The organism is uncultured Fibrobacter sp., assembly GCF_947305105.1.
Classification (GTDB): domain Bacteria; phylum Fibrobacterota; class Fibrobacteria; order Fibrobacterales; family Fibrobacteraceae; genus Fibrobacter.
This window is the reverse complement of record NZ_CAMZCS010000001.1, coordinates 1-26,028: the sequence shown is the minus strand read 5'-3', so window position 1 is coordinate 26,028 and position 26,028 is coordinate 1. Positions and strand designations below refer to the sequence as shown.

Annotated in this window: 21 protein-coding genes; 11 read left to right on the top strand and 10 right to left on the bottom strand. The window is 51.2% G+C overall.

Translation table 11 applies throughout. The annotated features are described in order from the left end of the window. Nucleotides 1-26: 26 nt before the first annotated feature. Both Q0Y46_RS00105 and Q0Y46_RS00100 read right to left on the bottom strand, forming a co-directional pair. Complete coding sequence (locus Q0Y46_RS00105; protein ID WP_297943503.1) at nucleotides 27-1,229, bottom strand: hypothetical protein; 1,203 nt, start codon at nucleotides 1,227-1,229, stop codon at nucleotides 27-29. Next, nucleotides 1,222-1,761 (bottom strand): hypothetical protein, encoded by a 540-nt coding sequence (locus Q0Y46_RS00100; protein ID WP_297943500.1) that lies wholly within the window; start codon nucleotides 1,759-1,761, stop codon nucleotides 1,222-1,224. Before Q0Y46_RS00100 ends, Q0Y46_RS00105 begins: the two co-directional genes overlap by 8 nt. Before the next feature lie 135 nt (nucleotides 1,762-1,896). On the opposite strand from Q0Y46_RS00100, the gene Q0Y46_RS00095 reads away from it, so the two are divergent. Further along, complete coding sequence (locus Q0Y46_RS00095; protein WP_297943497.1) at nucleotides 1,897-2,145, top strand: hypothetical protein; 249 nt, start codon at nucleotides 1,897-1,899, stop codon at nucleotides 2,143-2,145. A gap of 60 nt (nucleotides 2,146-2,205) precedes the next feature. Here the strand turns inward: Q0Y46_RS00095 and Q0Y46_RS00090 are convergent, their stop codons facing one another. After that, nucleotides 2,206-3,585, bottom strand: a complete 1,380-nt coding sequence (locus Q0Y46_RS00090) for a nitroreductase family protein (protein ID WP_297943494.1) — start codon at nucleotides 3,583-3,585, stop codon at nucleotides 2,206-2,208. Between the two features lie 165 nt (nucleotides 3,586-3,750). Between Q0Y46_RS00090 and Q0Y46_RS00085 the strand changes: the two genes are divergently transcribed. Further along, on the top strand, nucleotides 3,751-7,248 hold the full coding sequence (locus tag Q0Y46_RS00085) for a hypothetical protein (protein ID WP_297943492.1): 3,498 nt from the start codon (nucleotides 3,751-3,753) through the stop codon (nucleotides 7,246-7,248). A 2-nt stretch (nucleotides 7,249-7,250) separates the two neighbouring features. Here Q0Y46_RS00085 and Q0Y46_RS00080 read toward each other — a convergent pair whose 3' ends face one another. The 5 genes from Q0Y46_RS00080 to Q0Y46_RS00060 all read right to left on the bottom strand — a co-directional run bounded on the left by Q0Y46_RS00080 (nucleotide 7,251) and on the right by Q0Y46_RS00060 (nucleotide 11,119). Then, the gene (locus tag Q0Y46_RS00080) at nucleotides 7,251-7,706 is read right to left on the bottom strand and encodes a hypothetical protein (protein ID WP_297943489.1); all 456 of its coding nucleotides are present in this window, start codon (nucleotides 7,704-7,706) and stop codon (nucleotides 7,251-7,253) included. Beyond that, nucleotides 7,703-8,614 carry a hypothetical protein gene (locus Q0Y46_RS00075; RefSeq protein WP_295678320.1) on the bottom strand — a complete coding sequence of 304 codons (912 nt, stop codon included), beginning with the start codon at nucleotides 8,612-8,614 and terminating at the stop codon, nucleotides 7,703-7,705. The genes Q0Y46_RS00080 and Q0Y46_RS00075 overlap by 4 nt, the downstream gene beginning before the upstream one ends. 36 nt (nucleotides 8,615-8,650) lie before the next feature. Continuing rightward, complete coding sequence (locus Q0Y46_RS00070) at nucleotides 8,651-9,118, bottom strand: hypothetical protein (RefSeq protein ID WP_297943486.1); 468 nt, start codon at nucleotides 9,116-9,118, stop codon at nucleotides 8,651-8,653. Nucleotides 9,119-9,142: 24 nt separating this feature from the next. Continuing rightward, a complete protein-coding gene (locus Q0Y46_RS00065; protein ID WP_295678318.1) occupies nucleotides 9,143-9,703 on the bottom strand; it encodes a hypothetical protein in 561 nt (186 codons plus the stop codon). A 222-nt stretch (nucleotides 9,704-9,925) separates the two neighbouring features. Continuing rightward, entirely contained in the window at nucleotides 9,926-11,119 is a 1,194-nt protein-coding gene (locus Q0Y46_RS00060; protein WP_297943483.1) for a class I SAM-dependent RNA methyltransferase, read from the bottom strand. Nucleotides 11,120-11,472: 353 nt separating this feature from the next. On the opposite strand from Q0Y46_RS00060, the gene metF reads away from it, so the two are divergent. Together metF and metH are read left to right on the top strand one after the other, a co-directional pair. Then, nucleotides 11,473-12,363 (top strand): methylenetetrahydrofolate reductase [NAD(P)H], encoded by an 891-nt coding sequence (metF, locus tag Q0Y46_RS00055; RefSeq protein ID WP_295678315.1) that lies wholly within the window; start codon nucleotides 11,473-11,475, stop codon nucleotides 12,361-12,363. 46 nt (nucleotides 12,364-12,409) lie between these two features. Beyond that, entirely contained in the window at nucleotides 12,410-16,075 is a 3,666-nt protein-coding gene (gene metH / locus Q0Y46_RS00050) for a methionine synthase (protein ID WP_297943480.1), read from the top strand. 46 nt (nucleotides 16,076-16,121) lie between these two features. Here metH and Q0Y46_RS00045 read toward each other — a convergent pair whose 3' ends face one another. Then, nucleotides 16,122-16,946, bottom strand: a complete 825-nt coding sequence (locus tag Q0Y46_RS00045; RefSeq protein ID WP_297943477.1) for an ATP-binding cassette domain-containing protein — start codon at nucleotides 16,944-16,946, stop codon at nucleotides 16,122-16,124. After that, entirely contained in the window at nucleotides 16,939-17,151 is a 213-nt protein-coding gene (xseB, locus tag Q0Y46_RS00040) for an exodeoxyribonuclease VII small subunit (RefSeq protein ID WP_295678312.1), read from the bottom strand. Before xseB ends, Q0Y46_RS00045 begins: the two co-directional genes overlap by 8 nt. A gap of 29 nt (nucleotides 17,152-17,180) precedes the next feature. Here xseB and Q0Y46_RS00035 point away from each other — a divergent pair, with 29 nt between their 5' ends. From Q0Y46_RS00035 to Q0Y46_RS00005, 7 genes are all read left to right on the top strand, one after another. Further along, nucleotides 17,181-17,876, top strand: a complete 696-nt coding sequence (locus Q0Y46_RS00035; protein WP_295678310.1) for a hypothetical protein — start codon at nucleotides 17,181-17,183, stop codon at nucleotides 17,874-17,876. Nucleotides 17,877-17,887: 11 nt separating this feature from the next. Next, nucleotides 17,888-19,852 (top strand): hypothetical protein, encoded by a 1,965-nt coding sequence (locus Q0Y46_RS00030; RefSeq protein WP_295678309.1) that lies wholly within the window; start codon nucleotides 17,888-17,890, stop codon nucleotides 19,850-19,852. Next, on the top strand, nucleotides 19,845-21,233 hold the full coding sequence (locus tag Q0Y46_RS00025; protein WP_295678308.1) for a hypothetical protein: 1,389 nt from the start codon (nucleotides 19,845-19,847) through the stop codon (nucleotides 21,231-21,233). The genes Q0Y46_RS00030 and Q0Y46_RS00025 overlap by 8 nt, the downstream gene beginning before the upstream one ends. After that, a complete protein-coding gene (locus Q0Y46_RS00020; RefSeq protein ID WP_295678306.1) occupies nucleotides 21,230-21,895 on the top strand; it encodes a hypothetical protein in 666 nt (221 codons plus the stop codon). Before Q0Y46_RS00025 ends, Q0Y46_RS00020 begins: the two co-directional genes overlap by 4 nt. 7 nt (nucleotides 21,896-21,902) lie before the next feature. Beyond that, complete coding sequence (locus Q0Y46_RS00015) at nucleotides 21,903-23,504, top strand: hypothetical protein (protein ID WP_297943470.1); 1,602 nt, start codon at nucleotides 21,903-21,905, stop codon at nucleotides 23,502-23,504. Between the two features lie 85 nt (nucleotides 23,505-23,589). Then, nucleotides 23,590-25,158 carry a hypothetical protein gene (locus Q0Y46_RS00010; RefSeq protein ID WP_295678304.1) on the top strand — a complete coding sequence of 523 codons (1,569 nt, stop codon included), beginning with the start codon at nucleotides 23,590-23,592 and terminating at the stop codon, nucleotides 25,156-25,158. Between the two features lie 67 nt (nucleotides 25,159-25,225). Then, nucleotides 25,226-25,915 carry a DedA family protein gene (locus Q0Y46_RS00005; RefSeq protein WP_295678302.1) on the top strand — a complete coding sequence of 230 codons (690 nt, stop codon included), beginning with the start codon at nucleotides 25,226-25,228 and terminating at the stop codon, nucleotides 25,913-25,915. Nucleotides 25,916-26,028: the final 113 nt, after the last annotated feature.

The window sequence follows — 26,028 nt, the reverse complement described above, 5'->3', positions numbered from 1 at the left end:
CATTGAAAAGAAGTCAACCTTCGTCTTCACAGCTCTTTTGCATTCGTTGAAAGAACGAACACTTCCGGCTCATTGAATAAGTCCACCCTAGAATAATTTGACGGAAACCAATCATAATAAGAACTATCAAAACCAGGTCTAGCATAATCATCTTGCAAGTAGTAGGCATCTCCCATAGTTTCTATTCTCGCGCCCGATACAGAAGAGGCATAATAGATATCGTATAAGTTCGCAGACAGAGTCCTATAATAGATAGTGTATAAATCCTCTGACAGAGTAATCACTCGTTCGTCGCCGTAAACTGATTCTGCTGTTGGGCAACCTTCAATACTAGATTTTTCCACATCAGGGCATGTATACATGACAGGAATGTCAGGAACATTTAAAAATCTCATTTCTTCGGTTTTCGGATTATAACATTCAATATGCAAAAAATTTGAGAATACCTGGGGTATATTCGTCCTAATTTCCATTGTGCCACCAGAACACGTGAATAGAAACTTTTTGGGACCAACGAAGCCCGGTTTTCGCATATAATGCTTTCCTGTACCATACGATATATAATAAAAACCATATACACCCATGTGTTCATTCCTATTACAAAGACCGTCATAGCTATAAACTAAATCATACCGCCCATACATAGAAGAAGACGATACATCTTCGCTGGAAGAGGGTTCCTCAAAACTAGAGGACGAATCATCACCCTCACTTGAGGAAGATTCCGGTTCCTCGGAAGAGGAGGATTCTACGCTTTCAGATGAACTGGATTCGGAGCAATTAGGAAGAAGGTCACCGCAAGCACCTCCGTTAGAATTTTTCTTTACAATGTCACCACCCCACTGTTCTGGAAACGACGGAGGTCGACAGACATAATTACTTGTACGACAATCTTCACGACAAGCATTTTCATTTTCTTCAAGTTCATCATGAGCCCATTGTCCGGTACAAATATTGCATGTTGCTGTCGATTTAACATACCCATTTTTTGAGCCACTCATCCCACTACAAGTTGAAGCAAATTCCCATGAATATGTAAAATGAGAACCAGCATCACCTTCCGCAAGGCATTCACTTTCATAATGACTTTCTCGGTCTATTGCTATAGCAGATATTACTTCATTTTTATTGTAGCCACTTTCTATATAGGGATCCAAATCGTCACAAAATACAATCGCTCTAGGAAGCGTCCACATGAACGCGATAAGAATCAAAAACAACTTATTCATGAGGGCAATCTCCTCTTTCCTTACACTTAATCATAAGATTTCTCAAAACACCCTCTGGGCCCGGTTGCCTTGGGCCAGTTCTTTCACCCAATCGCGCTAATGAATCGTTGTATCTATTCTGCTCTTTTTTCAAATTTTTAAACGCTTCTTTTTCCATTTCCTTTTCTATTTTCATTTCAACATCAGGATCAACCTTTTCTTCTCCCGCAAATTTCAAATTTGGATACTTCGCCTTGACGCAATCCTTGTACGCTTCACTTCCTTCGGGATACTTGGCTTTACATTCGCTAAAGTCATAGAGCCCTTTAGTTGCTGGTTTCGGAGGCGCATAGAGCTTACCCGGCTTCGGAGGGACACCCTTGCCTTCCGCCTGATTTTGCACAGTATTTTCATTTTCCGCAGGGAGACTCGCTTCAACGGATTGCATTCCGTCCACATTCGACAAGTCCACTTTTTTCTCGGAACGAGATTCGTCCTTCGAGCAAGAAATGGCAAAAAGCGCCATCAAAAACAATAGTGAAATTTTTTTCATTTTCTCCTTCCCTAATAAACATTTTAAAATCTACATACAAATATAAGCCCTTGCACTCTCACAACGCAAGTAAAAAAGCATTAACTTACACGAAACAGTAGTCGCCTAGCCCAGTGGCTCCGGGCCATCGACACCTTGAACCGTGATGCCGATTTCAGCGAATTTGCAAACGATCCCGTATTCAAGCTATTGCAAAACGAGGTGAAATTATGTAATTTCAGTTCGAGGTATCTTATGACAGTGGACATGAGCGACTTTGACCGAGCCGTGGCTGAGTATACAACAAAGCTGGAAATCGCGAAGAAAATGCGCGACGCGAACATGCCGATGGAGAAAATCATCGAGTTCACGGGCCTTTCAGAAAAGAAAATTCGCAATCTGTAATTTGCATATTCACCGCCCTGTCCCAAAGACAGGGCTTTTTGCATCATGGAAACGTTTTTATCAGGTCTCTTCCCTTCCGACAACGATTTCAGAAAGGATGCTTTCGCTTTCGGGAATATTACACAGCGTCTTCAGTTCTTTTTCGAAATAGAAATGCTCCGCATGGGAGACTTTGTTCAAAATACGTGAAGAAACGTGAACGGACTCGGCAATGTAACCCGCATTCATATTCAGGTAACGGTAAGCGCGATCCCCGAGAATGTTGCAGCACTCGTTCAAGTCGGCAGTCAGAATTATCGCAAACGTCGCGTTCTGGGCCTGCTCCGGGGCGGAGTGGCAACGGGCGAACTTTTTGTCGGACACTTGCGATGACTGCATGTAAATGGACTTTTGTATCGGGACGTACCTATAAACACCTGGATACACGAACATGACGTTGAACACGACCACCCATATCTTGAGCAAGCCTGCACCGAACATATCAATTTGCCCGAGTTCCAGCCAGCGCAAGATACTCGAAAAATCATCCAAATCCAGATTATACGGTTTGAAGGGGGTTATCCGCAAAGGCTTTTGCGGGAGCAGTTCCGCTTCTCTGTAGTAATAATCGTTCGTGAACTTCGCCGGGGTCAGCGGGAATTCATCGCCCGGCAAGGACTGCGCCTGCAAGCGGCACACACGGATGCAGCGCGACAAATCGTCAATGCACTCGCAGCGGTTCTGGAGCATAAAACGCGAAGCGTACCGGTTGCCCGCCCCCGCCGATTCCACGGCATAAACTTTTTCCAAAGATTCATTGCGGTTCGAATACGAAAAGCGCCCGGCACCTTCGTCCAAAGAAAGGGCGTTCACGTTCAGCGAATCTGGATACACGGCCAACGCAGACAAGGGAATTTCTGTCGAAGCCAACTTAAGTACGTTCGCAACGGAATCGTCAACAAAGCCACCTAAAACCGTTGTCCTGAAGCCACGACCATTCGAGAACAGCATTTGGTTGCCGATAACGGCCCCCGCATCCTTCTCTATTTCGCGATAAGCGGCCTCCTTGAGTCTCCACACAGTCCGGCTAACGGAGCCGGCATACAAAAAGAGCATGGGGACATTCCGAATAAACTCGCTATCCGTAAAGCTATTCGCAAGTGTTTCCATTTCGGCACCCGCCCCAATCCGCACCAGCTGATGGCGGGCCACATCGCAGTAAAAAACTCCATCGGGCACACCGTACTTCCGGAGAACCACATAGATATTTATGGAATCGAGCCCGTCAAATGTCGCAGCGGGCAAAGGTGGCAACATGTGCCTCGGCATGGCGATGCGTTCACACCCAGGGTAGCGTTTGTCCGGAATCGGCTCGTTTTCCCAATGCAGCGAAAGCGGGTCCCCCGACAATCGGGGAGCATATTGGGTGGATTCGTGGTAAGATTCCGTATAAAAACGCATAAGGGTTCACTTCCAAATTAGTAATTATCGTCAATTTCTACTTTTAGCCCCCTTCTTTTTTCTAGATTATGGCCGTATTTTTAATCAGGACTGAACTTTACGATGCCCTTAAACGAACGTCACAGAACTATCCCGAACTTTTTAGCCTCTGGCCTCCTTTGTACAATGTGTTTCATCCCCCTGGTTCCAACCGGGGCTCAGGCTATCGGTTTTTACGGGAACCAAAGTGATGTCCAGTGGAAAACAGCCGGCACGGAACACTTCCAGTACATCTATCCGACAGAATACAGTGAACACGCGGCCGCCGTTTCGGCATACGCCGAAGCCGTCTACGACTCGGTCGTCAGCCGTTACCGTATCGATTTGCCGGGCCGAGTAAGCGTCACTTTGAACAACGCCCTCTACAGCAACGGCAGCGCAGTCCCCAGCGAAAACGGCATCCACCTTTGGCTCACCAACTGGGATTTCAAGGTCCGCAGCAGCCACGGCTGGATTTCCGACGTTGTCACGCACGAGTTCAGCCACTTGGTCAGCATCGAAAGCGGTAGCAAGATTCTCCCGAACATCTACGGATTCCAAGCCGGATATTCGGACTACTACAACGAACGCACCACTACAGATTTCCTCTCGCTTTTCCCGTTCACGTTGCAACCGCTCTGGCTTGCCGAAGGTACTGCGCAATACGAATCGAGCCGCATGGGCTTTGACTCTTGGGACACGCACCGCGACATGCTCCTCCGCGTTGCCGCACTGAACGACGACCTGCTCTCGCTGGAATACATGCACGACTTCTCGTCGAATTCATTTTACGCCGAGCTCGGGCCGTACAACCAGGGTTTCTCCTTGGTGCGCTACATCAGCAAGCACTATGGAGAATCGGCCGTACCGAAAATCTGGTCGGAATTGTCGCGTTTCCACAGGGTCACACTTGACGCCGCTATCGAAAAGGTTCTCGGCATCAGCGAACAGGAACTCTACGATGCCTGGAAAAAGGAAATCACGGAACAGTACCAAGCCCAGAAGGATTCCCTTGGCACGCTCGTCGAAGGTACAAAGCTCACGGAGGACGCCTTCTGGCAGGACTTCCCGGTTGTCGCAGGCAAATACGTTTACGGTATTTCGAACTTCGGCGGGGACTGGTTCGACGGCGGTATTTTCAAGATGCCGCTTGGTGATGAGACGAGAGACGAGAGACGAGAGACGAGAGACACCGCCGAGGTCGTTGACGGCGTGAAAATCGGGGAAGCCACCATCGAAAACGAAAGCACGACCATCGACATCACGGAATATGCGAAGTCTGGTTTCAAGGCAAAGAAGGCTTGGTTCGACAAAGGCATAGATGTTTACGAAGACAGCCTCCGCGGCCCCATCCTCGCCTACATCAGCTACCAGAACCGCGACAAGAACGGGCACGCCCATTTCGATGTTGTCGTCAGCGACACGAACAAGAACCAAGTTTCGCTCACCTACCTCACTGACGCCGTCTACCCCGCAATTGACAAGCAGGGGACTATGGTCGCCTTCGCAAGGCGCGAAAACGCAAGCACCCGGTTCGTGTTGAGCAAGGCTCCCTTCCCGAAAGACTTTGACGAATACGTCGCCGAAGATCCTATCGACCTATTCGTTCCCGATGCAAAATACCGTTACTACAACATCTACAGTCCCAAGTTCAGCCCCGACGGCAAGCGCATCGCCTTCAGTTTCTTCGACGACACGACCCGCGGAATCGCCATCATCGACAGCGACGGCAAGAATCACAAGATTGTGAGCAACGCCGATTACGACGAACGTGACGTCGAATGGCTCGACAACGACAAGATCATCTTCGCAAGCAACAGGAACGGCATCTTCAACCTGTTCGAAAAATCGCTTTCCACAAATGCAGAACGCCCCCTCACCAACGTCGTGGGCGGTGCATTCACTCCGGTTCTTTCTGGCGACACGATATTCTTCACACAGTACGACAAAGACGGGTTCTCCCTGTACAAGATTGCCTACAAGAATAGCGCTGCAAGCGCACCCGCCGCGACCAAAGACAGCATCGTCGTCACGTTCCGCGACAGCGTCGTGAAAGTGGCCGACACCACCTGGAGCACCTGCCCCGAAGTCAAAGATTCTACGCAAGCCGACTCGGCCAAGTGCGTCCCGCAAGCCACCGTCGCTACACGCGACAGCACTATAAAGATTGAAGTCCGCGACACAGTGAAAGTCGCAGTCAAAGACTCTACATCGAAGGACGCTCCCATTGTTTTGCACGGGAGTTTGCCCAAGCGCATCCAGAAGCCTCTGGAACTCGAGAACCGCGAATTCGCCGGCGCCGAGAAAAACTACAAGCCCATTCCCTTCCAGCCCTTGTTTGTCCCGATGCTCATGTTCAGCGAGAACGCCCCCGACCTGACCGTATTTGGCGAAGGCGAACTCAAGACCAAGGCGGGGCTAGCCATGATCCTTACCGACCCGCTCAAGAAAAACACCATCCAGCTTGGCTTGTTGCTTGAACTCGGGAATGGTTACGACTACATCAACGGCGATGGGCTCAACCCGCGTCAAGAAAAGGAATTCTTCGCCTCGTGGCAGAACGCCAGCACACCGCTTGACCTCGGCCTCGCCTACTCCTACGCAAACTTCACAAGCAAAGATACTGTCCGCAACGATGATGTTCGCTCAAACAACGGCGACTCGCTCTCGTACAGCAACTACGCCATGTCGCTCCAGAGCATCACGGGGCTTGCCGGTTACAGCATATTCAAGTCCATCGACACGTTGCAATTCGCACTGAGCTACGGCTGGTCCGACTTCAACTTCTACGACCTGGATGAATACGATGACAGTTTCACCTGGACCTACCAAAAACAAATTAGCGCCATTCTCGGGTTCGGCCTGTACGGCGACCACGAAGACGAAGAAGGCACCGGAATCAGCGGGCAGGGCAACGGGGTGTTTGCCTACTACCAATACACCAACAGCGACCTCTACCGCCCTGGAACATTCTCCGAAAGTTTCTACGTGACCGAAAGCGGATTTGCCAAACCCAGATACAGGAACTTCAATATAAACGAAGTCGGGTTGAACCTTTACGGGAGCCTGCAACTCCCAGTTATCGGCACACGCGTCGCCGCGGGGGGTAAAACAACCGTCATCGCCAAATGGAGCACCGACGCCAAGCAAGACACGCTGGATTCCTACTACTACAACCCCATTTTCTTGGAAGGTTACCCGTACCTGCGCAGTTCCGAGAGCTACACGCTCGCCGGTACAAAAACCGCCATGGCGGAACTCCACCTGTTGCAGCCCATCTACGACGACTGGCGCAAGTCCTTCTGGATTTTCGAGACTCGTGATTTCTATGTCGACCTGTTCGCACAAATCGGTTCTGCTTGGAACAACAAGTGGTTCGACATGGACAAGTTCAAGGACCACGACTTCTGGGACCGTTCCGTCGGATTTAGTTTCCGCATGAGCAACAAGATTTTCTACAACGTTCCGCTAGACATTTCGCTGACGCTGGCACGTGGTCTGAGCCGCATCGGAGAAGGCGAGAACGGGGATCGCAGCACCAGCCGCAAACTGAATCCGATAGATACGCCTATCATTCCTGAATCCGTTGCACCGACTCGCATCAAGCTGAACATCGGCATGGGATTCGCGAACACTTGGCAATAAAATTACTGGAATCCATCCCTCTTAGATGAATGGATTTCACCGGGAAGGAGTTGCCCGGGGCTCGTTCTTAAAGCATCCTTCCCTGTAAAGTTCGGATTGGGCCGCCCAGCCTTATCTTGCTTGGCCTCATCCTTCATTTCGATCAGGTACTTTTCCCACTCCTGAACAGCGTTGTCCAGTTCTGTGCGGGCGTTCAGCATCATTTCTCTCAACTGCACCAGTTCCATCATCTGATCGCGCTTCATCGACCAAAGTTCTTCTTCGTCGGGCATGCGCTCGATGTTGAACAGGAGGTTCAAATAACGTTCTTCAGCTTCCATGTAAGCCTTGTACATGCCCTCATAAGCGCGGGCACGGTCCATGGTCATGGTCTGTGCAGCAGAACCTCCCGAAAGGGAACAAGCAGAAAATAACATAGACCCGGCCGCAAAGGCTGTAAGCAAAAAGCGTTTCATCATTCTTCAGCCGGTTTCCTGATATTGTAAAGGCGTTCTAGAGTGACTTGGCTCTTGAAAGTCGCAGTATCGTTTGTAGCGGGGTTCACCATCGTATGTTTGCCGACTTTCACCTCGCGTTCCTGGCACGGGACGCCGTTCGTGGGGTCCAAGGTAACCCAGAACTCGGTATCGTATTCACCCTTGAGCCCCTTCTGGTAAGCTTTGTACTTGTCGGGCACGATGTTGCTACCCACATGCTGTTCCCAGATGTAATACGGGAAACTTTCCGTTTCGTGCAAGTAAATCTTGTAGCCCAAGCACTTGCGCTTGTCGAGCTTGTGGTACCCGTCCATCACCACGGAATCAATGCCGATAAGGGCGAAGTTCAAGCGTCCGCGTTCCTTGAGGAGCTCGGTCACGTTGCCCTTAGTGGGCACAGGGCCCTTGAGCAAGTGGGACATTTCCCAGCGATGCTTTTCAAGGCGTTTCAAGTGCGGCTTGTAATCGGGATTGAGCAACTGCGTACGCCAGCGCGACGGCATCGGCGTTTCGGCAAGCAGAGTGTCGTAGCCATCCTCTAGCCCCTCTATCGAAAGCACATCGCGATCGACAGCGGACATCTTCACGTTCTTGATACGCCAGACCAATTCCGACGGCATGAAGTTCTTGAGGTAACCACGAGAACGATTGATAACGTAATCCCTGTTGACCAGCACCGTATCGCCCTTGGACTCGTAAGTGATGTTGTTGAACGCGCCTGTAATTGTCCCGACACGTTCCTGCCCTTCGAGATCGTATGTGGAAAAATATCCTTCGCAGAACAATTCCATTTCAACAGGCGAATCAATTTTATAATTCACTTCGACCATATCGTCACCGCAAGCAGCGACAACAAGAGCACAAGCACCGATTAACAGTTCTTTTTTCATAAACGCAACGTAAAGGGGATAATTCCCCATAGATTTTTATTGTTCTTTCTGCAACCTGTTGTGGGTCAGGTTGATTTCTTTTGCAGCGAGGACTTTGCCGTTAGCGCTGAACTCAAACACAACCGGCCCCGGTTCGTGGACACGAGCCAGCTCGCGAGCATCCATGTAACCGCCACGGTGGGCACGCCCGACAAGGGTATAAGCCCCCATCTTCTCGGTCACAGCCACCTCGTGGTCCCAGATTTTTTCGCCCCTCTTGGCGATAGTCCCGTGATAGACCGTAGTCGTGAGTTTCGGGAAATCAAAGTTCTTGCCATAGCGGAACTGTACAAACAGCTGGTCGTTCATGGCAAACTCGGCTCCTGTATCTGCGACTACCTGATGAGCGGGATTCCATTCACGGCCACATACAACATGTGGGTCCTCCGTCGAGCAGCCGGTAAAGAGCATACCTGCGGCCAGGGCCAATCCCATCACGATTGTTTTTTTGTTTGTAGAGTTCATGTTTTTTTCTCCAGTTTAAGTCCTTTAGAACCAGAAACGGAGACCGATTCTGAAGTAGACGTCCGGCAATTTCCATTTGGTATCGTCGTCGTCATAGCTGTCATCATCGTCTTTCCCGTCATAATCCCACCACATAAAGTGGACTTCACCCACAGGGCTCAACTCCAAATAAAGCTGCAACGGAACAACCGGGAATTCCCACTGGTAACCGCCGACCACACCAAGGCGAATGGCAAGCCCCGTTTCTTCCCAGTTGCCGCCCTTGTCGACATCCCACCAGCCAATACCGCCGGTAGGGCCAACATAGAAGCCCATACGGCCCAGTTCTTTGGGCACATTCAGGTAGTAGTTCCAGTAGTAGCCCACATAGCCACCCAAAGCATTATCGCCCGTATAGAAACAGAAATGCAGGTAAAGGTCAAGCGTGATGTCCTTGCCCAGACGATTTTCTACATCAATACCGGCATGTTCACCCGGGTTTCCGGCCTGTAGCCATCCGCCAACAGCCCAGTTTTTGTCTTCGGCACCCGTGGCCGCCAAGGCCAGTACCGCCGACACCAAAATTGCAACTAAAGTTCTTTTCATTTTTGAAGCTCCTGTCACCTCAAACCATCCCTAATGAAACTATATGTAAAGTAGCAAAAAGCCATGTAAAAAAGCGGTTTACACCCGCTTTTCCATGAAAAAAGACCTTTTTTTAGGAAAAAAGAATTAAAAAATTTTTTTCATCGTTTATTTCAACATTTTTTATTCTTAAATGCAGTCATGCTATAGCGTTCTTGCTTAAAAACGGATGGACAAAGAGCGCTACCTAGAAAGGATAAATAACATTTCCAGATGCGGTGTCTGGGGGTAAAAGGCGAACCCCTCCGCATGGTCCAACTTGAACCCTGCCGTCGCCAATTTCGCATAGTCGCGAGCCAGCGTCACCGGATCGCACGACACGTAAATCAACCGCTTGACAGAACTCCGCACGATGGCATCTAGCGCCTCCCCCGGCAACCCCGTACGTGGCGGGTCCACAATGAGCGTAGCCGGAATATCCACGACATGGCGGGCAAGCCATTCTTCCGCTGGGGCCGAAACATTCTCGACAGTAGTTGTTGCCGGGCTAATTACAGACAAATTCTTTTCAGCGTGTTTGAGGCAGCCCTCGTCGCGTTCCACGGTCGTGATGCGTTTAAACTTGTCTTGCAAAAGAGCGGCAAAAAAGCCGACACCACTGAACAAGTCTATAAGCCAATCGTTACAGGCATTCCCATTCGACAAGCCCTCGTCAACGGCATGGCGCACGGACTTCACCAGTTCCGGCAACAGGCCCAAGTTACTCTGGAAAAACACCGAAGCGTCCGCTTCTATCTTGCGGCCTTCAATTTCAACGACACTCACGGCATTCTTTTGAAATTCTTCGCGAGACATGCCTCGATAAAAGTAGCTCACCTCGCCCTTGCCGTTGTCGAACACGTTCAGCGAAACTTCGTCGGGCCGAGCAAAGCGCCCAGGGTGCGACAACACTCCCGATGCAAAAAGCTTCCGGGCGGGTCCCTGCAAAAATTCGTTCAAAGCAGGAGTCAGCACAGGGCAATTTTCAAAAGGAATCAAGGCATTGCTTTCTTGCTCGCGGAAGGCAAAACCGCCGCAACCACCATCACGAACAAACTGTGGAACCACACGCGCACGATTGCGGTAGCCCCACGGATTCCCGGTATGGATAACGAAATCCTCCGGCAATTCGGCATGGGCAAGTCGCCTGAAATTTTCGCGTTCCACCTGTTCCATATATTCAGTTTGCTTGGAACTCTCCAGATGCTGCAGGCTGCAACCGCCACACTTGCCGTAAAGCGGGCACTTGGGCACCACGCGATCGGGACTCGGTTCAACGACGCTAACAACACGCCCCCGCGTAAAGTCCTTTTTCTGGAAAGTCAGTTCAACTTCGCACAATTCTCCCGGCAGGGCTCCCTGCACAAAACATACCCGGCCATCCGGCAAATGGGCCATGCCATTACCCCCCTGCACCATCTTTATAATACGCAACTGCACTGGAGCCAAAGAGGGGCGCGACAAAGCGCACATCCCTTTTTTGCGGGAAAAATTCTTTTTTTGCGAAATCATTTTTTTTGGGGGAAAACTGGACATACGACAAAATAATAGCAATTTGTCATTTCACGATGTTTTATGATATATTAAAAGAACAAGACGCCTCAAAAAAAGAAAAAAACACAATAAAAGAGCTCAATAGGACTACGATTCTAATAGGAATTTACTATATTTATGCATGTATTAGAATATTTGCATAAACCAAGGCTGGCAGTCCGGCCTCTCACATAAGAGTTTAGAACCCGCGAGGTGATATGAAAATTGTCGATATCCTGAAGCAAGACAAGATGAGTCTTTCGTTCGAAGTGTTCCCGCCCAAGAAGGAAACGAGCTTCGAAAGCGTGAAAGCCGCCACCGAATCCATTGCGGCCCTTGGCCCCGCCTTCATGAGTGTCACCTACGGTGCAGGCGGCGGTGTTAGCCAGTACACGCTCGAAATTGCAAAGAACCTCAAGTCGAAATTCGGCATCCCGATGTTGGCCCACCTCACCTGCGTTTCGAGCAGCAAAGAAACCATTCACCAGCGCATCGAAGACATGAAGACTGCGGGCATCAAGAACGTGATGGCGCTCCGCGGCGACTTGACTCCGGAACTCATCGCGAACGGCCGCGACAAATGCGACTACCATTACGCCGTAGAACTCATCCGCGAACTCAAGGAAAGTGATTCCGACTTCTGTATCGGTGCAGCATGCTACCCCGAGAAGCACCCCGAAAGCGCAAACCAGGCCGAAGATATCAAGCACCTCAAAGAAAAAGTTGACGCTGGCGCAGATTTTCTCACCACGCAGATGGTGTTCGACAACAACCTCTTCTTCAGTTTCCTCTACAAGTTGCGCGATGCGGGTGTCACTTGCCCCGTGCTCCCCGGCATCATGCCCATCACGAACGCAAACCAGGTGGAACGCGCTATCAAGCTTTCCGGTTCGTTCATGCCGCAGCGCTTCAAGTCGCTCGTCGACAAGTTCGGCAGCGACCCCGACGCAATGAAACAGGCGGGCATCATCTACGCAACCGACCAGATTATTGACCTGTACGCCAACGGCATCACGAACGTACACGTGTACTCCATGAACAAGCCCGACGTGGCCGAAGGCATTCTCCGGAATGTTTCCGCCATTCTCGGAAAGAATTTTTCCGCATAACGCTCAAACAGAAAGAATCCGGGACTAATCCCACTAGGCAAACAAGATGACGCTACGCGAAGCTTTCGAAAGTAAAATGATGCTGCTGGACGGAGGTATGGGTTCTGTTATCCAGACTTACGGCATCAAGGGCGCGAACAACGACATGCTCTCCATCGAGAAGCCGGAAATCATCCTCGATATCCAGCGCCGTTACGTGGATGCAGGCGTGGATTGCCTCACCACAAATACTTTCTCGAGCCAGCGCGTAAGCCAGCACGAATACCACCAAGAACACCGCATTGCCGAAATGAACCGCGCCGCCGTGAAAATCGCGAAGCAGGCCGCCGAAGAAGGGTTCAAGAAGTACGGACGCCAGGTGTACATTCTGGGCGACGTAGGTCCCACGAGCAAGATGCTCTCGATGAGCGAAGACGTGAACGACCCCGCGAGCCGTAGCATTACATTTGACGAGCTGGAAGATGCCTACCTGGAACAGATCCAAGTGCTGGTGGAAGAAGGCGTTGATGCGATTCTGATTGAAACGATTTTTGACACCTTGAATGCAAAGGCCGCCGCAAGCGCATTCACCAAGGTGATGGAAGCTCGCAAGGCCGCAGCCAAGGTCCCTGAGCTTGCCGAAGGGCCCGCGGCTGCTGACTTAAAGCCCATAGAAGTCATGTTCTCGATGACGGTGAGCGACGCCTCGGGCCGTACGCTTTCGGGCCAGACAGTCGAAGCATTCGCCGTGAGCGTGATGCACATGCATCCGCTTTCTATCGGTTTGAACTGCGGTCTCGGTGCCGACGGCATGGTGCCGTACTTGCGCCGCATGGGCAAGGTCGCTCCCTGCTACATTTCTTGTCACCCGAATGCGGGCCTCCCGAACCAGTTCGGCGGTTACGACGACACGCCCGAAGACATGGTGCGCCTCATGGGCGTGTACCTGGACGACAAGCTCGTGAACATGATTGGCGGTTGCTGCGGTACGACTCCGGAACACATCGCCGCCATGCGCAAGATGCTCGATGCCCTGCCCGCCGATTACGAACGCCGCAAGCCCGCGCCCAAGTACGCCACGAGCCCGCTGCTCCGCCTCGCCGGTTTGGAACCGCTGTTCAAGGAACAGGTGCGCCCGAGCAACGGTGCCGACAGCTGCAACGCCGAAGATTTTGTAAAGGTGGGCGAACGCTGCAACGTGGCAGGTTCCAAGAAGTTCCTCCGCCTTATCAACGAAAAAAATTACGAAGAAGCACTCGATATCGCCCGCAAGCAAGTGGAAGACGGCGCCGACGTGATCGACGTGAACATGGACGATGGCTTGCTCGACGCTACCACCGAAATGCAGACCTTCCTGAACTTGCTCGCATCGGACCCGGCCATCAGTCGCGTGCCCATCATGGTGGACTCTTCCCGCTTCGAAGTGATTGAAGCAGGCCTCAAGTGCGCCCAGGGCAAGTGCATTGTGAATTCCATCTCCTTGAAGATGGGCGAACAAGCATTTATCGAACATGCGCTCACCATCAAGCGCCTCGGCGGTGCCGTCATCGTGATGCTCTTTGACGAAGAAGGCCAGGCCACCAACTACGAGCGCCGTGTGGAGATTGCCGCCCGCGCTTACGACATCATGGTCAAAAAGCTCGGCTTCGACCCCTCCGACATCATTTACGATCCGAACGTTTTGACAGTCGCTACGGGCATGGCCGAACACAACGCCTACGCCATCGACTTTATCCGCGCCGTCCGCTGGATTATGGACAACCTGCCCGGCGTGCGCATTTCGGGCGGTCTCTCGAACCTTTCCTTCGCTTTCCGCGGCAACAACTACCTGCGCGAAGCGATGCACACCACGTTCCTGCATTACGCAATTCCGAACGGCATGGGCATGGCCATCATGAACCCCAGCGCGATTATCGAATACAAGACGATTCCGCTGGAACTCCGCATGGCCATTACCGAAGTCATCTACAATACGGAACCGGATGCGAGCGAAGCGCTCATCGAAATTGCAAGCCGCATGACCGCAGCCGCCGCTGCCGCCAAGGAAGCGGGCACCAAGTACGACCCGAAGGCGATTTTCGCCATGAGCACAGGTGCCAGCAGCTCTTCTGACGACAACACGAACGCCGCCGCTGACGCCAAGCCCACGACACCCGAAGAACGTTTGCAAGAAGCGCTCCTCAAGGGAACTTCCACAACGCTTCAGCCCGACCTGATGGAACTCATCAACCGCGGCGATAGCCCGGTGGGAATTATTTCAGGCCCGCTCATGGACGGCATGAACGAAGTCGGCCGCCGCTTCGGCGAAGGCAAGATGTTCTTGCCGCAGGTGGTGAAGACTGCACGCACCATGAAGAAGGCCGTGGAAATTTTGCAGCCTTACATCGAAGCGGGCAAGGATGCCAACGCATCGAGCCGCGGCAAGATCGTGATTGCGACCGTGAAAGGCGACGTGCACGACATCGGCAAGAACATCGTCTCCGTGATTATGGCCTGTAACGGCTATGAAATGGTGGACCTCGGCGTGATGGTTCCCGAAGACGTCATCGTGAAGGCTGTCATCGAGAACAAGGCCGACATCTTGAGCCTCTCCGGACTGATTACGCCCTCGCTCGAAGAAATGTGTACCGTGGCAAAGGCCATGCAAGACGCAGGCCAGCGCATTCCGATTATTGTCGGCGGCGCAACGACCTCGCCCACGCACACCGCCGTAAAGATTGCCCCGTGCTACGACGGCCCCGTATTTCACGTGCGCGATGCCGCGAGCAACCCAGGCCTTGTGCAAAAGCTCTTGGACCCCGCGACAAGCGAACAGACCATCCAGGAAAACCGCGAAGAGCAGCAGCGCATTCGCGACAAGCAGAACGGCATCCAGACTGAAGCCGCAAGCGCCATGGCCGCAGCCGAAAAGACGCCTGAAGAACGCCGCTACCTTTGCGACTGGACCAAGTACCAGCCTGTCGAGCCTCCGTTCATGGGCGAAAGCAAGCTCCCGCCGATTCCGCTCGAAAAAGTCATCCCGCTTATCAGCTGGGAATACTTCTTCTTCACTTGGAAAATCAAGCCCGAAGAGGAAGAAGCCAAGAAGCTCAAGGCCGACGCCGAAGCGCTCATCAAGTCGCTCACAAAGCCCGAATATGCACTGCGTGCCGTGCAGGCGTTCTACCCTGCAGCCGGTACGGAAAAGTCGGTAATTTTCAACACGGGCCGTACCGGCACCGACGTGGACCTTGTCGAAGTCGCCACGGCACGCCAGCAAAATCCCGAAGGCACATGTCTCGCGCTTTGCGACTACGTTGCGCCAGCAAATGCGAACACCGCAAGCGTCTTCGCCGCTCCCGCCGGTAAGGACGTATTCCGCGACATCGTGGGTGCCTTCGCCGTCACCGTGAGCGACGCCTTCGTCAAGCGCCTTGAAAAGCTGAAAGCCGAACAAGGTGGCAGCGACTACGACGTGCTCCTGATGCAGACCGTCGCCGATCGCCTCGCCGAAGCCGGCGCCGAATACCTGAGCCAGGAACTCGCCCACAACAACGGCTGGAAAGGCATCCGCCCGGCCGTCGGCTACCCCGTGCTCCCGAACATCAAGGAAATCTTCAACGTTGCGCGTCTCATCGACTTCGGCAGCGTAGGCATCAGCCTCACCGAGAACGGCGCCATGTACCCGCAGGCCTCCGTGAGCGGCCTCTACATCAGCCACCCCGAAATCGACTACTTCCACGTGAAGGTGTAAGTGCAAACTGCGGCTAGTCATAGCCGCTATTGAACAGTCGCTACAATCAGCCCCTTCTGATGGTGGGCACGCTCGCAAGCAGTTTCTTGGTGTACTCGTGCTGCGGATTTGTGAGGACAATATCGGCGTCCCCGCGTTCCACGACCTTCCCGAAATACATGACCAGGACTTCGTCGCTCAGTGCGCGCACCACCTGCATGTCATGACTGATGAACAAGATGCTCAAGCCGAGGTCGTTGCGCAAATCGTCAAGCAAATGCAATATCTGCGCCTGCACCGACACGTCCAGTGCGCTCGTGACCTCGTCGCAAAGCAACACCTTCGGTTCGACCATCAAGCTACGGGCAATGCAAAGCCTCTGGCGTTGCCCACCAGAAAACTCGTGCGGGAACTTGTCAAGCGCCCCATTCGGGATAGACACGCGGTCCAGGAGGCGCCTCGCACGGCCTTGAGCCTCGTCAAACGACACGCCTCTCGCCACAAGCGGGGCCGTCAAGATTTCAACCACAGTCTGTCTCGGGTTCAAACTGCTGAAGGGGTCCTGGAACACCATCTGGACCAGGTCGCAAATTCTTTTCACCCCAGAAAATTTTCCGTCGACAACCGGAGCACCGAACAATTTATAGTCAACAAACACCGCCGGGACCAGTCCGACAAGCGATTTCACAAGCGTAGACTTTCCACAGCCGGATTCACCCACAATACTCAGGATTTTACCTTGTGGCAGAACAAAAGAAACGTTGTCTACTGCAGTAAAGTAATCTCTGACCTTGCCCAACACACCCCCACGGACCGGAAACCGGACCGTAAGTCCGTTCACCTCGATGGCGGGAACATCCTGCCCCTGCGGCAGTTTTTCTGTACTATTCATCCGCTTCACCGTCCAGGCTCGCCAATGCCTCCTGCACGTTTTTCTCGGTCGCAAGCAGGATCTGGCGACACTTGCGCAGCAGTTCCGTAGCCTCTTGCACCTGCCCGGCCAATTCGTCTATTTCCATTTCGGAATTGTCGATTTTTGATAAAATCTCCTCTAGACGTGCCATTGCGTTTTTATATTCAAAATTTTCGGTACTCATGTTTAAGAATATAGTTACATTTATATACGATGTTATTTAACAGAATTCGTATATCAAGCATTCTTTCATCTTTGGCGGTGCTATCTGCTGGCATTGCGCTTTCCGCGTGTTTCGAAATTCCAAGCAAACCCAACGAGGGCTCGAGCGTAAACGTCATTTCCATCTACGTAAAGCAAGATGGCAAAATTGACTCTACCTTGCTAAAGATTCATCCACAAGATTCCGCCGAAATTCTCGTCAACATTCTCCCGGCTGCGCTCGCCCCAAAACTGCATTTTAAGTGGATCAGGGTCAACGAAGAAAACGACGACATCCTCCTTGGGACCGGCGATACCTTTAAAATTCGAAAAAACGCAACCATTGGCATAATCCCCAACAAACTGATTGCAATAGACACCGAAGGGAATACGCTCGTTACGCATTTCAACATCATCACCAACACGCCACCAGAAATCGACCAGATTACCAGGCCCCAGCAATCAGACACGCTTTACGGCAACCAAAAGACATCCTTCCTGTTTGAGTGGAATTCCCATGACAACGACAACGAGGAATTCTCGCACACTATCCTAATAGACAAAGTTCCCTACGTCGTAGGTGAATTCAACAGCATCCGACAATCCGGATTTGAGGAAGGCAAACACACGTTCCAAGTCATAGTAACGGACAAATATGGTGACACCGATTCATCGGCTGTCATCAAATTCTACGTGAAATCCAAGTAGAGTGAGGAAGAATGACTAACCGTTTGAAAATATTCTCACTTGCCTTCACCCTTGCCATCGCATCAATCTTCTTTGACGCATGTACCGATTCGGACAACCTCGTCTTTGACGCAAACAACACAAATTCAATTGCAGTCAACGTCTACATGGCCAAGTCCTTTGATTCTACGGCAGCAAGGGTCAAATCAGATACAATTATCCATGGCGACTCCATGTTGTTCATTGCAAACGTGCTACCATCAAAATCCATCCGGATTCGCGACAGCTACTGGCTTCTGGACAACAAGTATTACGCCTCCGAATTCAACATTCACGACGCCATCCCCTTCCCCGGCCCTCACGAAATCGTATTTATCCTCATCACCTATTTCGGGGATACGCTGAGCGACACCCTGCACTTGTGGATTTCCTCACCGCCAATTCTAGACAACAACAAATTCATCCCCGCCGACCAATCGCAAAGCATTCCACCACGGGACGAAATCCAGTTTGCCTGGAATGCCTACGACATAGATTCTATCTGCTCCCTATATTACCACTTCAGACTCACCAACCTTATTGACGAAGAAAAAGGCGAGCCCGACCTCATCGACACGATTATCAACACTCCGTATTTCAACATGAACCGGGAACTCAAACCGTTGTCGCAATACCGTTGGACAGTCCAAGCCTATAATGAATACAATGTTCCGTCTGCAACCACTATCAGCAGCACCTTCGCCACAAGCGGAATCGGAGACGAAGGCGCAATATCGGGAACGTTGAAAATGTCCAACGAGAACCTGTACACAGACATTGAGTTCATCATCCTTGACGCACACAACAAGGAAACCAAGATCAAGCAATCTTTTGAAAAGACTCCATCAACAGGATTTTTCGAAATCAAGCCGCTACAACCTGGGAAATACAATATTTTTGCCAGGAGTGAAAAGGCCGTTGATTTTGTCTCCGACACCGTGAGTACCACGGTCCTAGCAGGGCAAATTTCCTCCATCGACGGCCATTTGTTCATGCAAGACCTGACCCCCCCGACAATCCAGTCCACCAGTGGAAAAGACACCCTTGATTTTGCGGATTCACTCAGTTTCATCATTACGGATGGGAGCTCCGAAAACGTTCTCTCCGATGCTGTAGTCTATATCGGCAGTCGTAAGATTACCCAATATTTTCAAGCAGGTAACACCTTGACTGTCCACACCATCGAAAGCGACCGTTCGTGGATACCGCAATTCGTCACCGTCTTAGCGAAAGACGGCAGCGGCAACACCACCTCGAAATCATTCGTCCTGCGGCCAAGCGTTTTCTGGTTCGAGACCAATCACGACACAATCATATCAAGGCAAGCTCCGATCACCCTTTTCTTTAAAGACCACAACCCAAACAGTTTCATTCCCACCCTATACAAAATCAACCCCAATGGGGACGTGAAGGGGACCATAAGCATAAGGGCAGAGGGCAGGACATCCCTTGAAATTGAAGCGAGCGGAGAATCGTTCGCCCGAAATGAGCAAAACGTATCCATGAGCATCGTCTACACCAACGGGATAAGCCAGACCAGAACGTGGAAGATTACAATAAACGAGCCTCCCTTCATGAGTTACGAATCCCACTGCATAACTCCCTGCGAATCGTATATAACCAACTCCGCTATATTTAAATGGCATGAAGCCGAAGACCCAGAAAATGACCATATCTGGTACAGGCTCAACGTCCTCGTCGGGTCCGACACCATCACAGACACAACGCAGTTCTACTACAGATCCGATTACATCCAAGGGACCCAGACCCTTTTAAGAGACCTCCCGGAAGGCCCCCTTTACTGGTGGGTCGAGGCAACAGACTCTTATGGCGGGGTGTCTCCTGTTTGGGAAACAAAAGCCTATGCCATAGTCCTGCCGCAAGACAACATTGATTCACTTGAAAAATCGAACAACAGCACCGACACGACCAGCACAGCAGGAGGCGAAGATGAATAGGTTATTCTACCAAGCCCTCGCCGTCGCCCTGGCACTGTGCGCATTAGCCCTGACTTCATGCGGGAACGACGTCCGTTTTGAACAAGCAGACGAAAACGTCTTTGAGCAGAACATCTATATCGTCCCAGAGGTAACCGTCCACTCATTTTACACCACGCGCAAAGAGGTTTACATCGGCGTCAACGAGCCGATCAAGATCCAGGCCATATTCCGCTTGAATAAAGATGTCCTGGACGCAGACATTGCCGCATCGTATTACCAGAGCGTTCTCTGGATATTGGACGGGAAAAAGATTAACATTCCCAATTTCCGTCACACGTTCCAAAAATCAGGCCAATACGATTGCATTCTGCAAACGATAACCCGTTTCGGCGACACCTTGATAGACACAACCCATATTTTTGTGGACACGCCATCAAGCATTGCACTGACTAGCCCTCGCAACGGGTACAACCAGGCAGAGCCGTTCTCCGAAGAGGACATCCGCCTCCGGTGGGATATAACGGGAATTGACCCGTGGGAAACCACAATATGCGACGTCTACGGTTCTAACAAGTTGGGCGAACTTTGGAAAAAATCCCTAAAGACCGTTCCTTGCGACGAAAAGATTTCCATCACGGGTCATCTTCTCCCCGACGAAGACGTGTTGGCAGAATACGGCATCAACCCGACAGACACATCCATAACGTTCTACTGGGGAGTCATCATGACCGTGATGAATTTCAGTGGAGTTCAAGAAATGGACACTTCTGATATTTTCAAGTTCTCCACGAAGCTCATCAATACCGATTCCTCTATACTCAACATTCCTATCGCCTACAAGCATTTCCGCAACCAGTTGCCTCCCGACACAAGGATAACCATCGTCAATAGCAAGGGAGATACGTTGAAGCAAATCAATCGTTCCAGCATTGTATCGACCGAATCCATAAAGCTCCCCGCTCAGACAGGCCTCACCGTGTACATGGAAGAAGCTTATTTCAGCGAATACAAGGCAGACGCGTTCACTGTAGACATTCCCGAATATAGCGTCATCACTATGGATTCCGTATTTTTCGACGACAACATTCCTCCAACAGTATGGCCAACCAAGACAGAATTCGTAGAGGGAACAGACATCACATTCTCTCTCTTAGACAAAGGGAGCGGAATTTCCCGTTCAAGGATTAACGTCCATTTCGACGACATCTTTGAGACAACATACGATTATGTGGAACCGATTCTCAGCGTATCCGTCCCCAGTTACAAACAGATGCGCGTCTACATTAGAGTTAGCGACAACGCCGGGAACCAAAGCCCGCCTGTATTCTGGAATGTCACTCCGAAAAATGACATGCTGTATCTCGATGGCCCTTACATGAATGCGGAGGAACTGGAATGATGATTAAATTCTTGATTTTCCTCGTCATTGTTCTCTGTGGGAACTCATTTGCCGACAACGCACCACAAAGCGCTGCATCGACAACCCCGCCCAAGGCTCAGGATCGTTACCTGCAAATTTCAACAAACCCCACAACGACAGACATTTTCGTCAATCGGTCTAATATTGACTTTTCTGCGACGCCAGACTATATCAGTCCGAGTTTCATAAAATTGTCGTCCAAAGACACAAGCGTAAAGGTCACCTTATTCCAAATTGGCTACGCCGACACAACCATCAACGTTTCTCTCCCTGAAAAAGACACGTCTTATCTCATCGTGTCGTTGCGTCAGAGCTACGACGAAGAACTTGCCGACATGCAGCATAAGGTGGTCGCTCACAGGAACAGAAAAGCTTTGGGACGTAAACTCATCTGGGCCTCGTTCGTACCACTGGTCACCAGCGCAGTCGCAGCCATCGTCACGCAAAAATACATTCAAGACGCAAGGGACGACCGCGACGCCATCCAGAACAGTGTTATCCACAATGGCGACAACTATCAAAAGAAACAAGATAGTTTCAAAGACAACCAAAGCAAGGCCAAAACGGCAAAGACCATCGGCGGCACCACTCTAGGCGTGGGAGTCGTCGTCTTTTCCGCAGGATTAATTCTTTCATTCTAGGAGAAATATGAAAAAGGGTTTCTACATTCCGCTCCTACTTTTAACAGCTCTACTCCATGCAGCCGAATCCAAGGGGATTGAGGCACAGGTGGAACTCATTTCTGGAACAACGCAAAAAGCGCAATTTCTAGGCATCGAAAGAGATACCGTCAATCTTGGCGGCTACATCAAAGACCAGTTCACCATCGTGCGCATACCCAAGAGCCACTTCAAAAGCATCGTAGACAAGCAAGGCAACGATCTCTTGAATCCGACAAGCAACACCGCAAAAGCCGATTCCTCAGAACAAAGCCAAGCCAGTGCGCCAGCAACAGCAGCAAGTGATTCAACTGTAGCCTCTCCGGACAGTGCAAGCACAGTTGCCGTCGCAGATTCCGCCGATTCCACTGCGACACCGGCCGATTCTTCCACCGTTGCTCCTGCCGTTTCGAACACGAAAATATTCGTCGGCTTTGAGGCCGAAGGCTTCGAGCCACAAAAGGTCGAACTGTTTTCCAACCTCACAGCAACGTTGTTGAGCGAAGCCGACAGCACCTACACCTACAACAAGGAAAATCCTTTTGAGGGGTGCAACGACAACGCATGCCTCCAGGACAACTATTCCAAGCAAGGCATAAAGGAAATCCTCTTCGGCAAGATATCCAAAGGAAAGTCCCCGGACTCGCTAGAAGTACAACTGAAACGCGTTCTCTTTGAAGATTCCCTGCCGACTATCAGCATCGCCAAGACAAACATTTCCGGGACTCACGCATTCTCCGACGCCGTCGTATCCAACAAGATCCGCAACCTCGTCCAGGAAGCGCGTGGCATCAAGATCCAGCAGACAAGCACCAAAAGCTATATCCACGTGGAAACCGATCCCGAAGGAGCAATGCTCTCGAGATCCGAAAAGAACGCCTTGTGCAAGACGCCATGTACTTTCGTGACTCTCGACACCGGAAAAATTGTCTTGAATGCCTACTGGAAGGTCGAACACCTGTGGGGCGCCCAGGCTGTCGTACGCCCCATCCCGGGCGACACCGTTAAAGTCTCGCTGAAATTGAAAAAGATATCTCCGGAAATTCGCATCATGACGCAGCCTTCCGGAGCCGAAATCTACACAAGCAGCGAAGAGATTACAAAACACAGCAAGCCCATCGCTCACACCCCGAACAAGTTCACCTACACCGATCCGGGCTTGGTCAACCTCCGCATCCGCAGGGAAGGTTATCGAGACACCCTCGTAAATTTCTACCTAGCACCGGTCCCCGAAACAACCGTCAATATTGAACTTCAGGAGATTACGGATTTCAACGAGCTACAGGCCCAGAAAGATTGGCTCCACAGCCGCAAAATCTACCACCTCGGGCAGACACTCATGGGCAGTTCCATAGCCCCCGCCATCATCGGAGCTTTGTTCCTCTACCTCGGCCAAAAAGACTATAGCGAGGCAGAAGACCTGAAGAACGAACTGAAGATGCCCACGACCCCGAACGGATCCAAATTCCAGGAGAAAATGGACAGAAATCACGATTTGGCGAAGTCCGGAGACCGCAAGACCATTGCCGGAGCATCGTTCATAGGAGCCGGAATCATCCTATTTGGAATAGGATTATACCTCACATTCTAGCAAAAACGCGATTTTGCCCACAAAAAGGACAATTTTTTTAGAAACACCATCCCCCTATCCCTTTGGAAAAGCTAGATTTAGAGCAATGCGTAGATTAATTGTATTCCTATTGTTGATTTACTCGACCGCGACCTTCGCTGCCGACTTTGAGCGTTCCAACTGGCGCCAGCAGTTCTACCTGCAAGCCGAGCCCGCCTTCCTCGTATTTGAAGACAAGGATCCCGAGCTGCTCAACCAACCCATTGACAAAGAAGTCTTTACATTCCCCCTGTCTGTGGGTTACTTGTGGAGCCCCCTAATTACCCCGTTTGCCAAAGCAGACATTCCCTTCACCATTTGGCTCGGTCTGGAGGTCAACAGCATCCAGTTCGGCACCATCGGTAAAGAACCCGCCTACACTTACACTGACAACGGCGACAAGAAGAAGGGCCCCAAGCAAGACCGCGAACTTTCCTTCCTCACCTACGCACCGTCCGTTCTTGCCGGTTTCAGCTTCAACCTCGCCGGCGACTTTGACATCCGCGTTCTCGGCGGCTATGGTCTCCACTTTTTCTCCTTCTACGACGACTACCTGGGCAACACGAACCAGAACACGGAATACGTTCCTACAGCATTCGTCTCGGGAGCTCTCGAATACAAGATTACTGAAATTTTCCAAGACGTGGACCTGAAGGTCGGCATCAACGTTCGTAAGGAATTCCTCCCCTACGAGGACATCAAGGCAACGGACAAGACATCCCGGTCCAACGACGACGTGAGCATTCCGTCTGGCTATTCGGGCATCACGATGGACAAGATTTCTTACAAGTGGCCCGTACGCGTTGGCCTGGAATTCTCCCTGGACTTCGGCCGCGAGAGCAGGCGCGACCGCCGCATGCGCTACGCATTGCACGATCGTGACGACATCCTCCGCAAGAACAGCGAAGTCAAGGACACGCTCAGCGATTGGGACTGCATGGCCATCGAACGCGACTACCGCTTCTTCCTCGACGAAGACGGCGAACTGCCCGACATGAGCGAAGCCTACACCAGGACTCAGTTCTCGGACGTTCTCGAAAGCTTCCTCGCCTTCTGCCACCCGGCAGACCTCGCCACCAAGGAAAAACTCTACGCAGCCTTGGATACGGGTAAGGTCGAACTGAAGCACTACCAGGTGAAGCAAGAAGATTCTCGTTTCGATCAGGTCATGGCCTCCAACGATCCTGAAATGCTCCAGATGTTCCTCGAGTACTATCCGGATTCCCCGCGCCGTGCCGAAATCGAACACAAGCTCATGGTTCTCTCCGAGTACCACAAGTTCCGCGAAATCCAGGCACAGAACACCTTCAAGGCATACCTCGGTTACCTGAACGACAATCCTGATGGTGCCTTCCGCGAAGAAGCAGAAGCTGGCATCTTTGAATTGGTCAAGGAAGGCAACCGTCTCAAGGACTACGAAATCTACCTGAAGCGCTTCCCCAACGGCAGGTATGTCGAAGAAGCCAAGCAGGCGATTCAGAATGCCAATTCCGAAAGTCCTTCGATGATCGAAGTGCAGACAGAGCAGCAGTACATCGAAGAAACTCCGGCCGAAGAAGAACATGAAAAGCCGGCTTCGCACAAAAAGGCTAAAAAGTCCAAGCCCAAGCCGAAGAAAAAAGGCAAGAAGAGATAAACCTTTATAACTCATTTATAACGCCGCCAGTCTGACGGCGTTCTTTATACCCAAACCATACAACGCCATGAAAACATTTAAAATCATCGTCCCTGTATTGATCCTTGCCAGCATCGCTTTCGCTGGAGAACCGGAAAAAACCAACATTTACACGCAGATTATCGACTGGTACAACAGCAACCTGAACTACTGGACCATCGCGCTTTTGATGGCCATCGAAAGTTCGTTCATCCCGTTTCCGTCCGAGCTGGTCATCCCTCCTGCAGCATACCAGGCCATGCAGCCCGGTTCAAACCTGAACATCGCGTTCATCGTCCTTGCAGGCAGCATCGGGGCGCTCATCGGAGCCTACATCAACTATTTCCTTGCTAAGATTTTCGGGCGTCCGATTGTGTACAAATTCGCCGACAGCCGCCTAGGGCACTTCTTGCTCATTGATGCGACAAAGGTCCAGAAGGCCGAAGACTACTTTCGCAAGCACGGTTCCATTTCCACCTTCATAGGCAGACTCATCACGGTCATACGCCAGTTGATATCTATCCCGGCAGGCCTTGCCAAGATGAAACTTTTCCCGTTTACTTTGTACACATTCCTCGGTGCCACCATCTGGAACTGCGTTCTCGCGTTCCTCGGCTACCTCGCCCACGGGCAGAAGGACCTCATCGAAAAGTACAACTCCGAACTCGCCATTGCACTGCTCGCCGCAGGAGCGCTCTTCATCGGGTACATGGTGTGGAATGCAGTGAAGAAGAAGTAGGAAGTAGACAGTAGACAGTGGTTAGTGGTTAGTGGTTAGGGGCTAGGATCTAGGATCCAGGGTCTAGGGAGAAATATCACGGCTTCGCCGTCTTATATTGACGCACAAAGTGC

What these genes read in the sequence shown, in the direction of transcription:
- Q0Y46_RS00105 (WP_297943503.1), bottom strand. Translation starts at nt 1,229, where the DNA reads ATGAATAAGTTGTTTTTGATTCTTATCGCGTTCATGTGGACGCTTCCT.
- Q0Y46_RS00100 (WP_297943500.1), bottom strand. Translation starts at nt 1,761, where the DNA reads ATGAAAAAAATTTCACTATTGTTTTTGATGGCGCTTTTTGCCATTTCT.
- Q0Y46_RS00090 (WP_297943494.1), bottom strand. Translation starts at nt 3,585, where the DNA reads ATGCGTTTTTATACGGAATCTTACCACGAATCCACCCAATATGCTCCC.
- Q0Y46_RS00085 (WP_297943492.1), top strand. Translation starts at nt 3,751, where the DNA reads ATGTGTTTCATCCCCCTGGTTCCAACCGGGGCTCAGGCTATCGGTTTT.
- Q0Y46_RS00080 (WP_297943489.1), bottom strand. Translation starts at nt 7,706, where the DNA reads ATGATGAAACGCTTTTTGCTTACAGCCTTTGCGGCCGGGTCTATGTTA.
- Q0Y46_RS00075 (WP_295678320.1), bottom strand. Translation starts at nt 8,614, where the DNA reads ATGAAAAAAGAACTGTTAATCGGTGCTTGTGCTCTTGTTGTCGCTGCT.
- Q0Y46_RS00070 (WP_297943486.1), bottom strand. Translation starts at nt 9,118, where the DNA reads ATGAACTCTACAAACAAAAAAACAATCGTGATGGGATTGGCCCTGGCC.
- Q0Y46_RS00065 (WP_295678318.1), bottom strand. Translation starts at nt 9,703, where the DNA reads ATGAAAAGAACTTTAGTTGCAATTTTGGTGTCGGCGGTACTGGCCTTG.
- Q0Y46_RS00060 (WP_297943483.1), bottom strand. Translation starts at nt 11,119, where the DNA reads ATGGCCCATTTGCCGGATGGCCGGGTATGTTTTGTGCAGGGAGCCCTG.
- metF (WP_295678315.1), top strand. Translation starts at nt 11,473, where the DNA reads ATGAAAATTGTCGATATCCTGAAGCAAGACAAGATGAGTCTTTCGTTC.
- metH (WP_297943480.1), top strand. Translation starts at nt 12,410, where the DNA reads ATGACGCTACGCGAAGCTTTCGAAAGTAAAATGATGCTGCTGGACGGA.
- Q0Y46_RS00045 (WP_297943477.1), bottom strand. Translation starts at nt 16,946, where the DNA reads ATGAATAGTACAGAAAAACTGCCGCAGGGGCAGGATGTTCCCGCCATC.
- xseB (WP_295678312.1), bottom strand. Translation starts at nt 17,151, where the DNA reads ATGAGTACCGAAAATTTTGAATATAAAAACGCAATGGCACGTCTAGAG.
- Q0Y46_RS00035 (WP_295678310.1), top strand. Translation starts at nt 17,181, where the DNA reads ATGTTATTTAACAGAATTCGTATATCAAGCATTCTTTCATCTTTGGCG.
- Q0Y46_RS00030 (WP_295678309.1), top strand. Translation starts at nt 17,888, where the DNA reads ATGACTAACCGTTTGAAAATATTCTCACTTGCCTTCACCCTTGCCATC.
- Q0Y46_RS00025 (WP_295678308.1), top strand. Translation starts at nt 19,845, where the DNA reads ATGAATAGGTTATTCTACCAAGCCCTCGCCGTCGCCCTGGCACTGTGC.
- Q0Y46_RS00020 (WP_295678306.1), top strand. Translation starts at nt 21,230, where the DNA reads ATGATGATTAAATTCTTGATTTTCCTCGTCATTGTTCTCTGTGGGAAC.
- Q0Y46_RS00015 (WP_297943470.1), top strand. Translation starts at nt 21,903, where the DNA reads ATGAAAAAGGGTTTCTACATTCCGCTCCTACTTTTAACAGCTCTACTC.
- Q0Y46_RS00010 (WP_295678304.1), top strand. Translation starts at nt 23,590, where the DNA reads ATGCGTAGATTAATTGTATTCCTATTGTTGATTTACTCGACCGCGACC.
- Q0Y46_RS00005 (WP_295678302.1), top strand. Translation starts at nt 25,226, where the DNA reads ATGAAAACATTTAAAATCATCGTCCCTGTATTGATCCTTGCCAGCATC.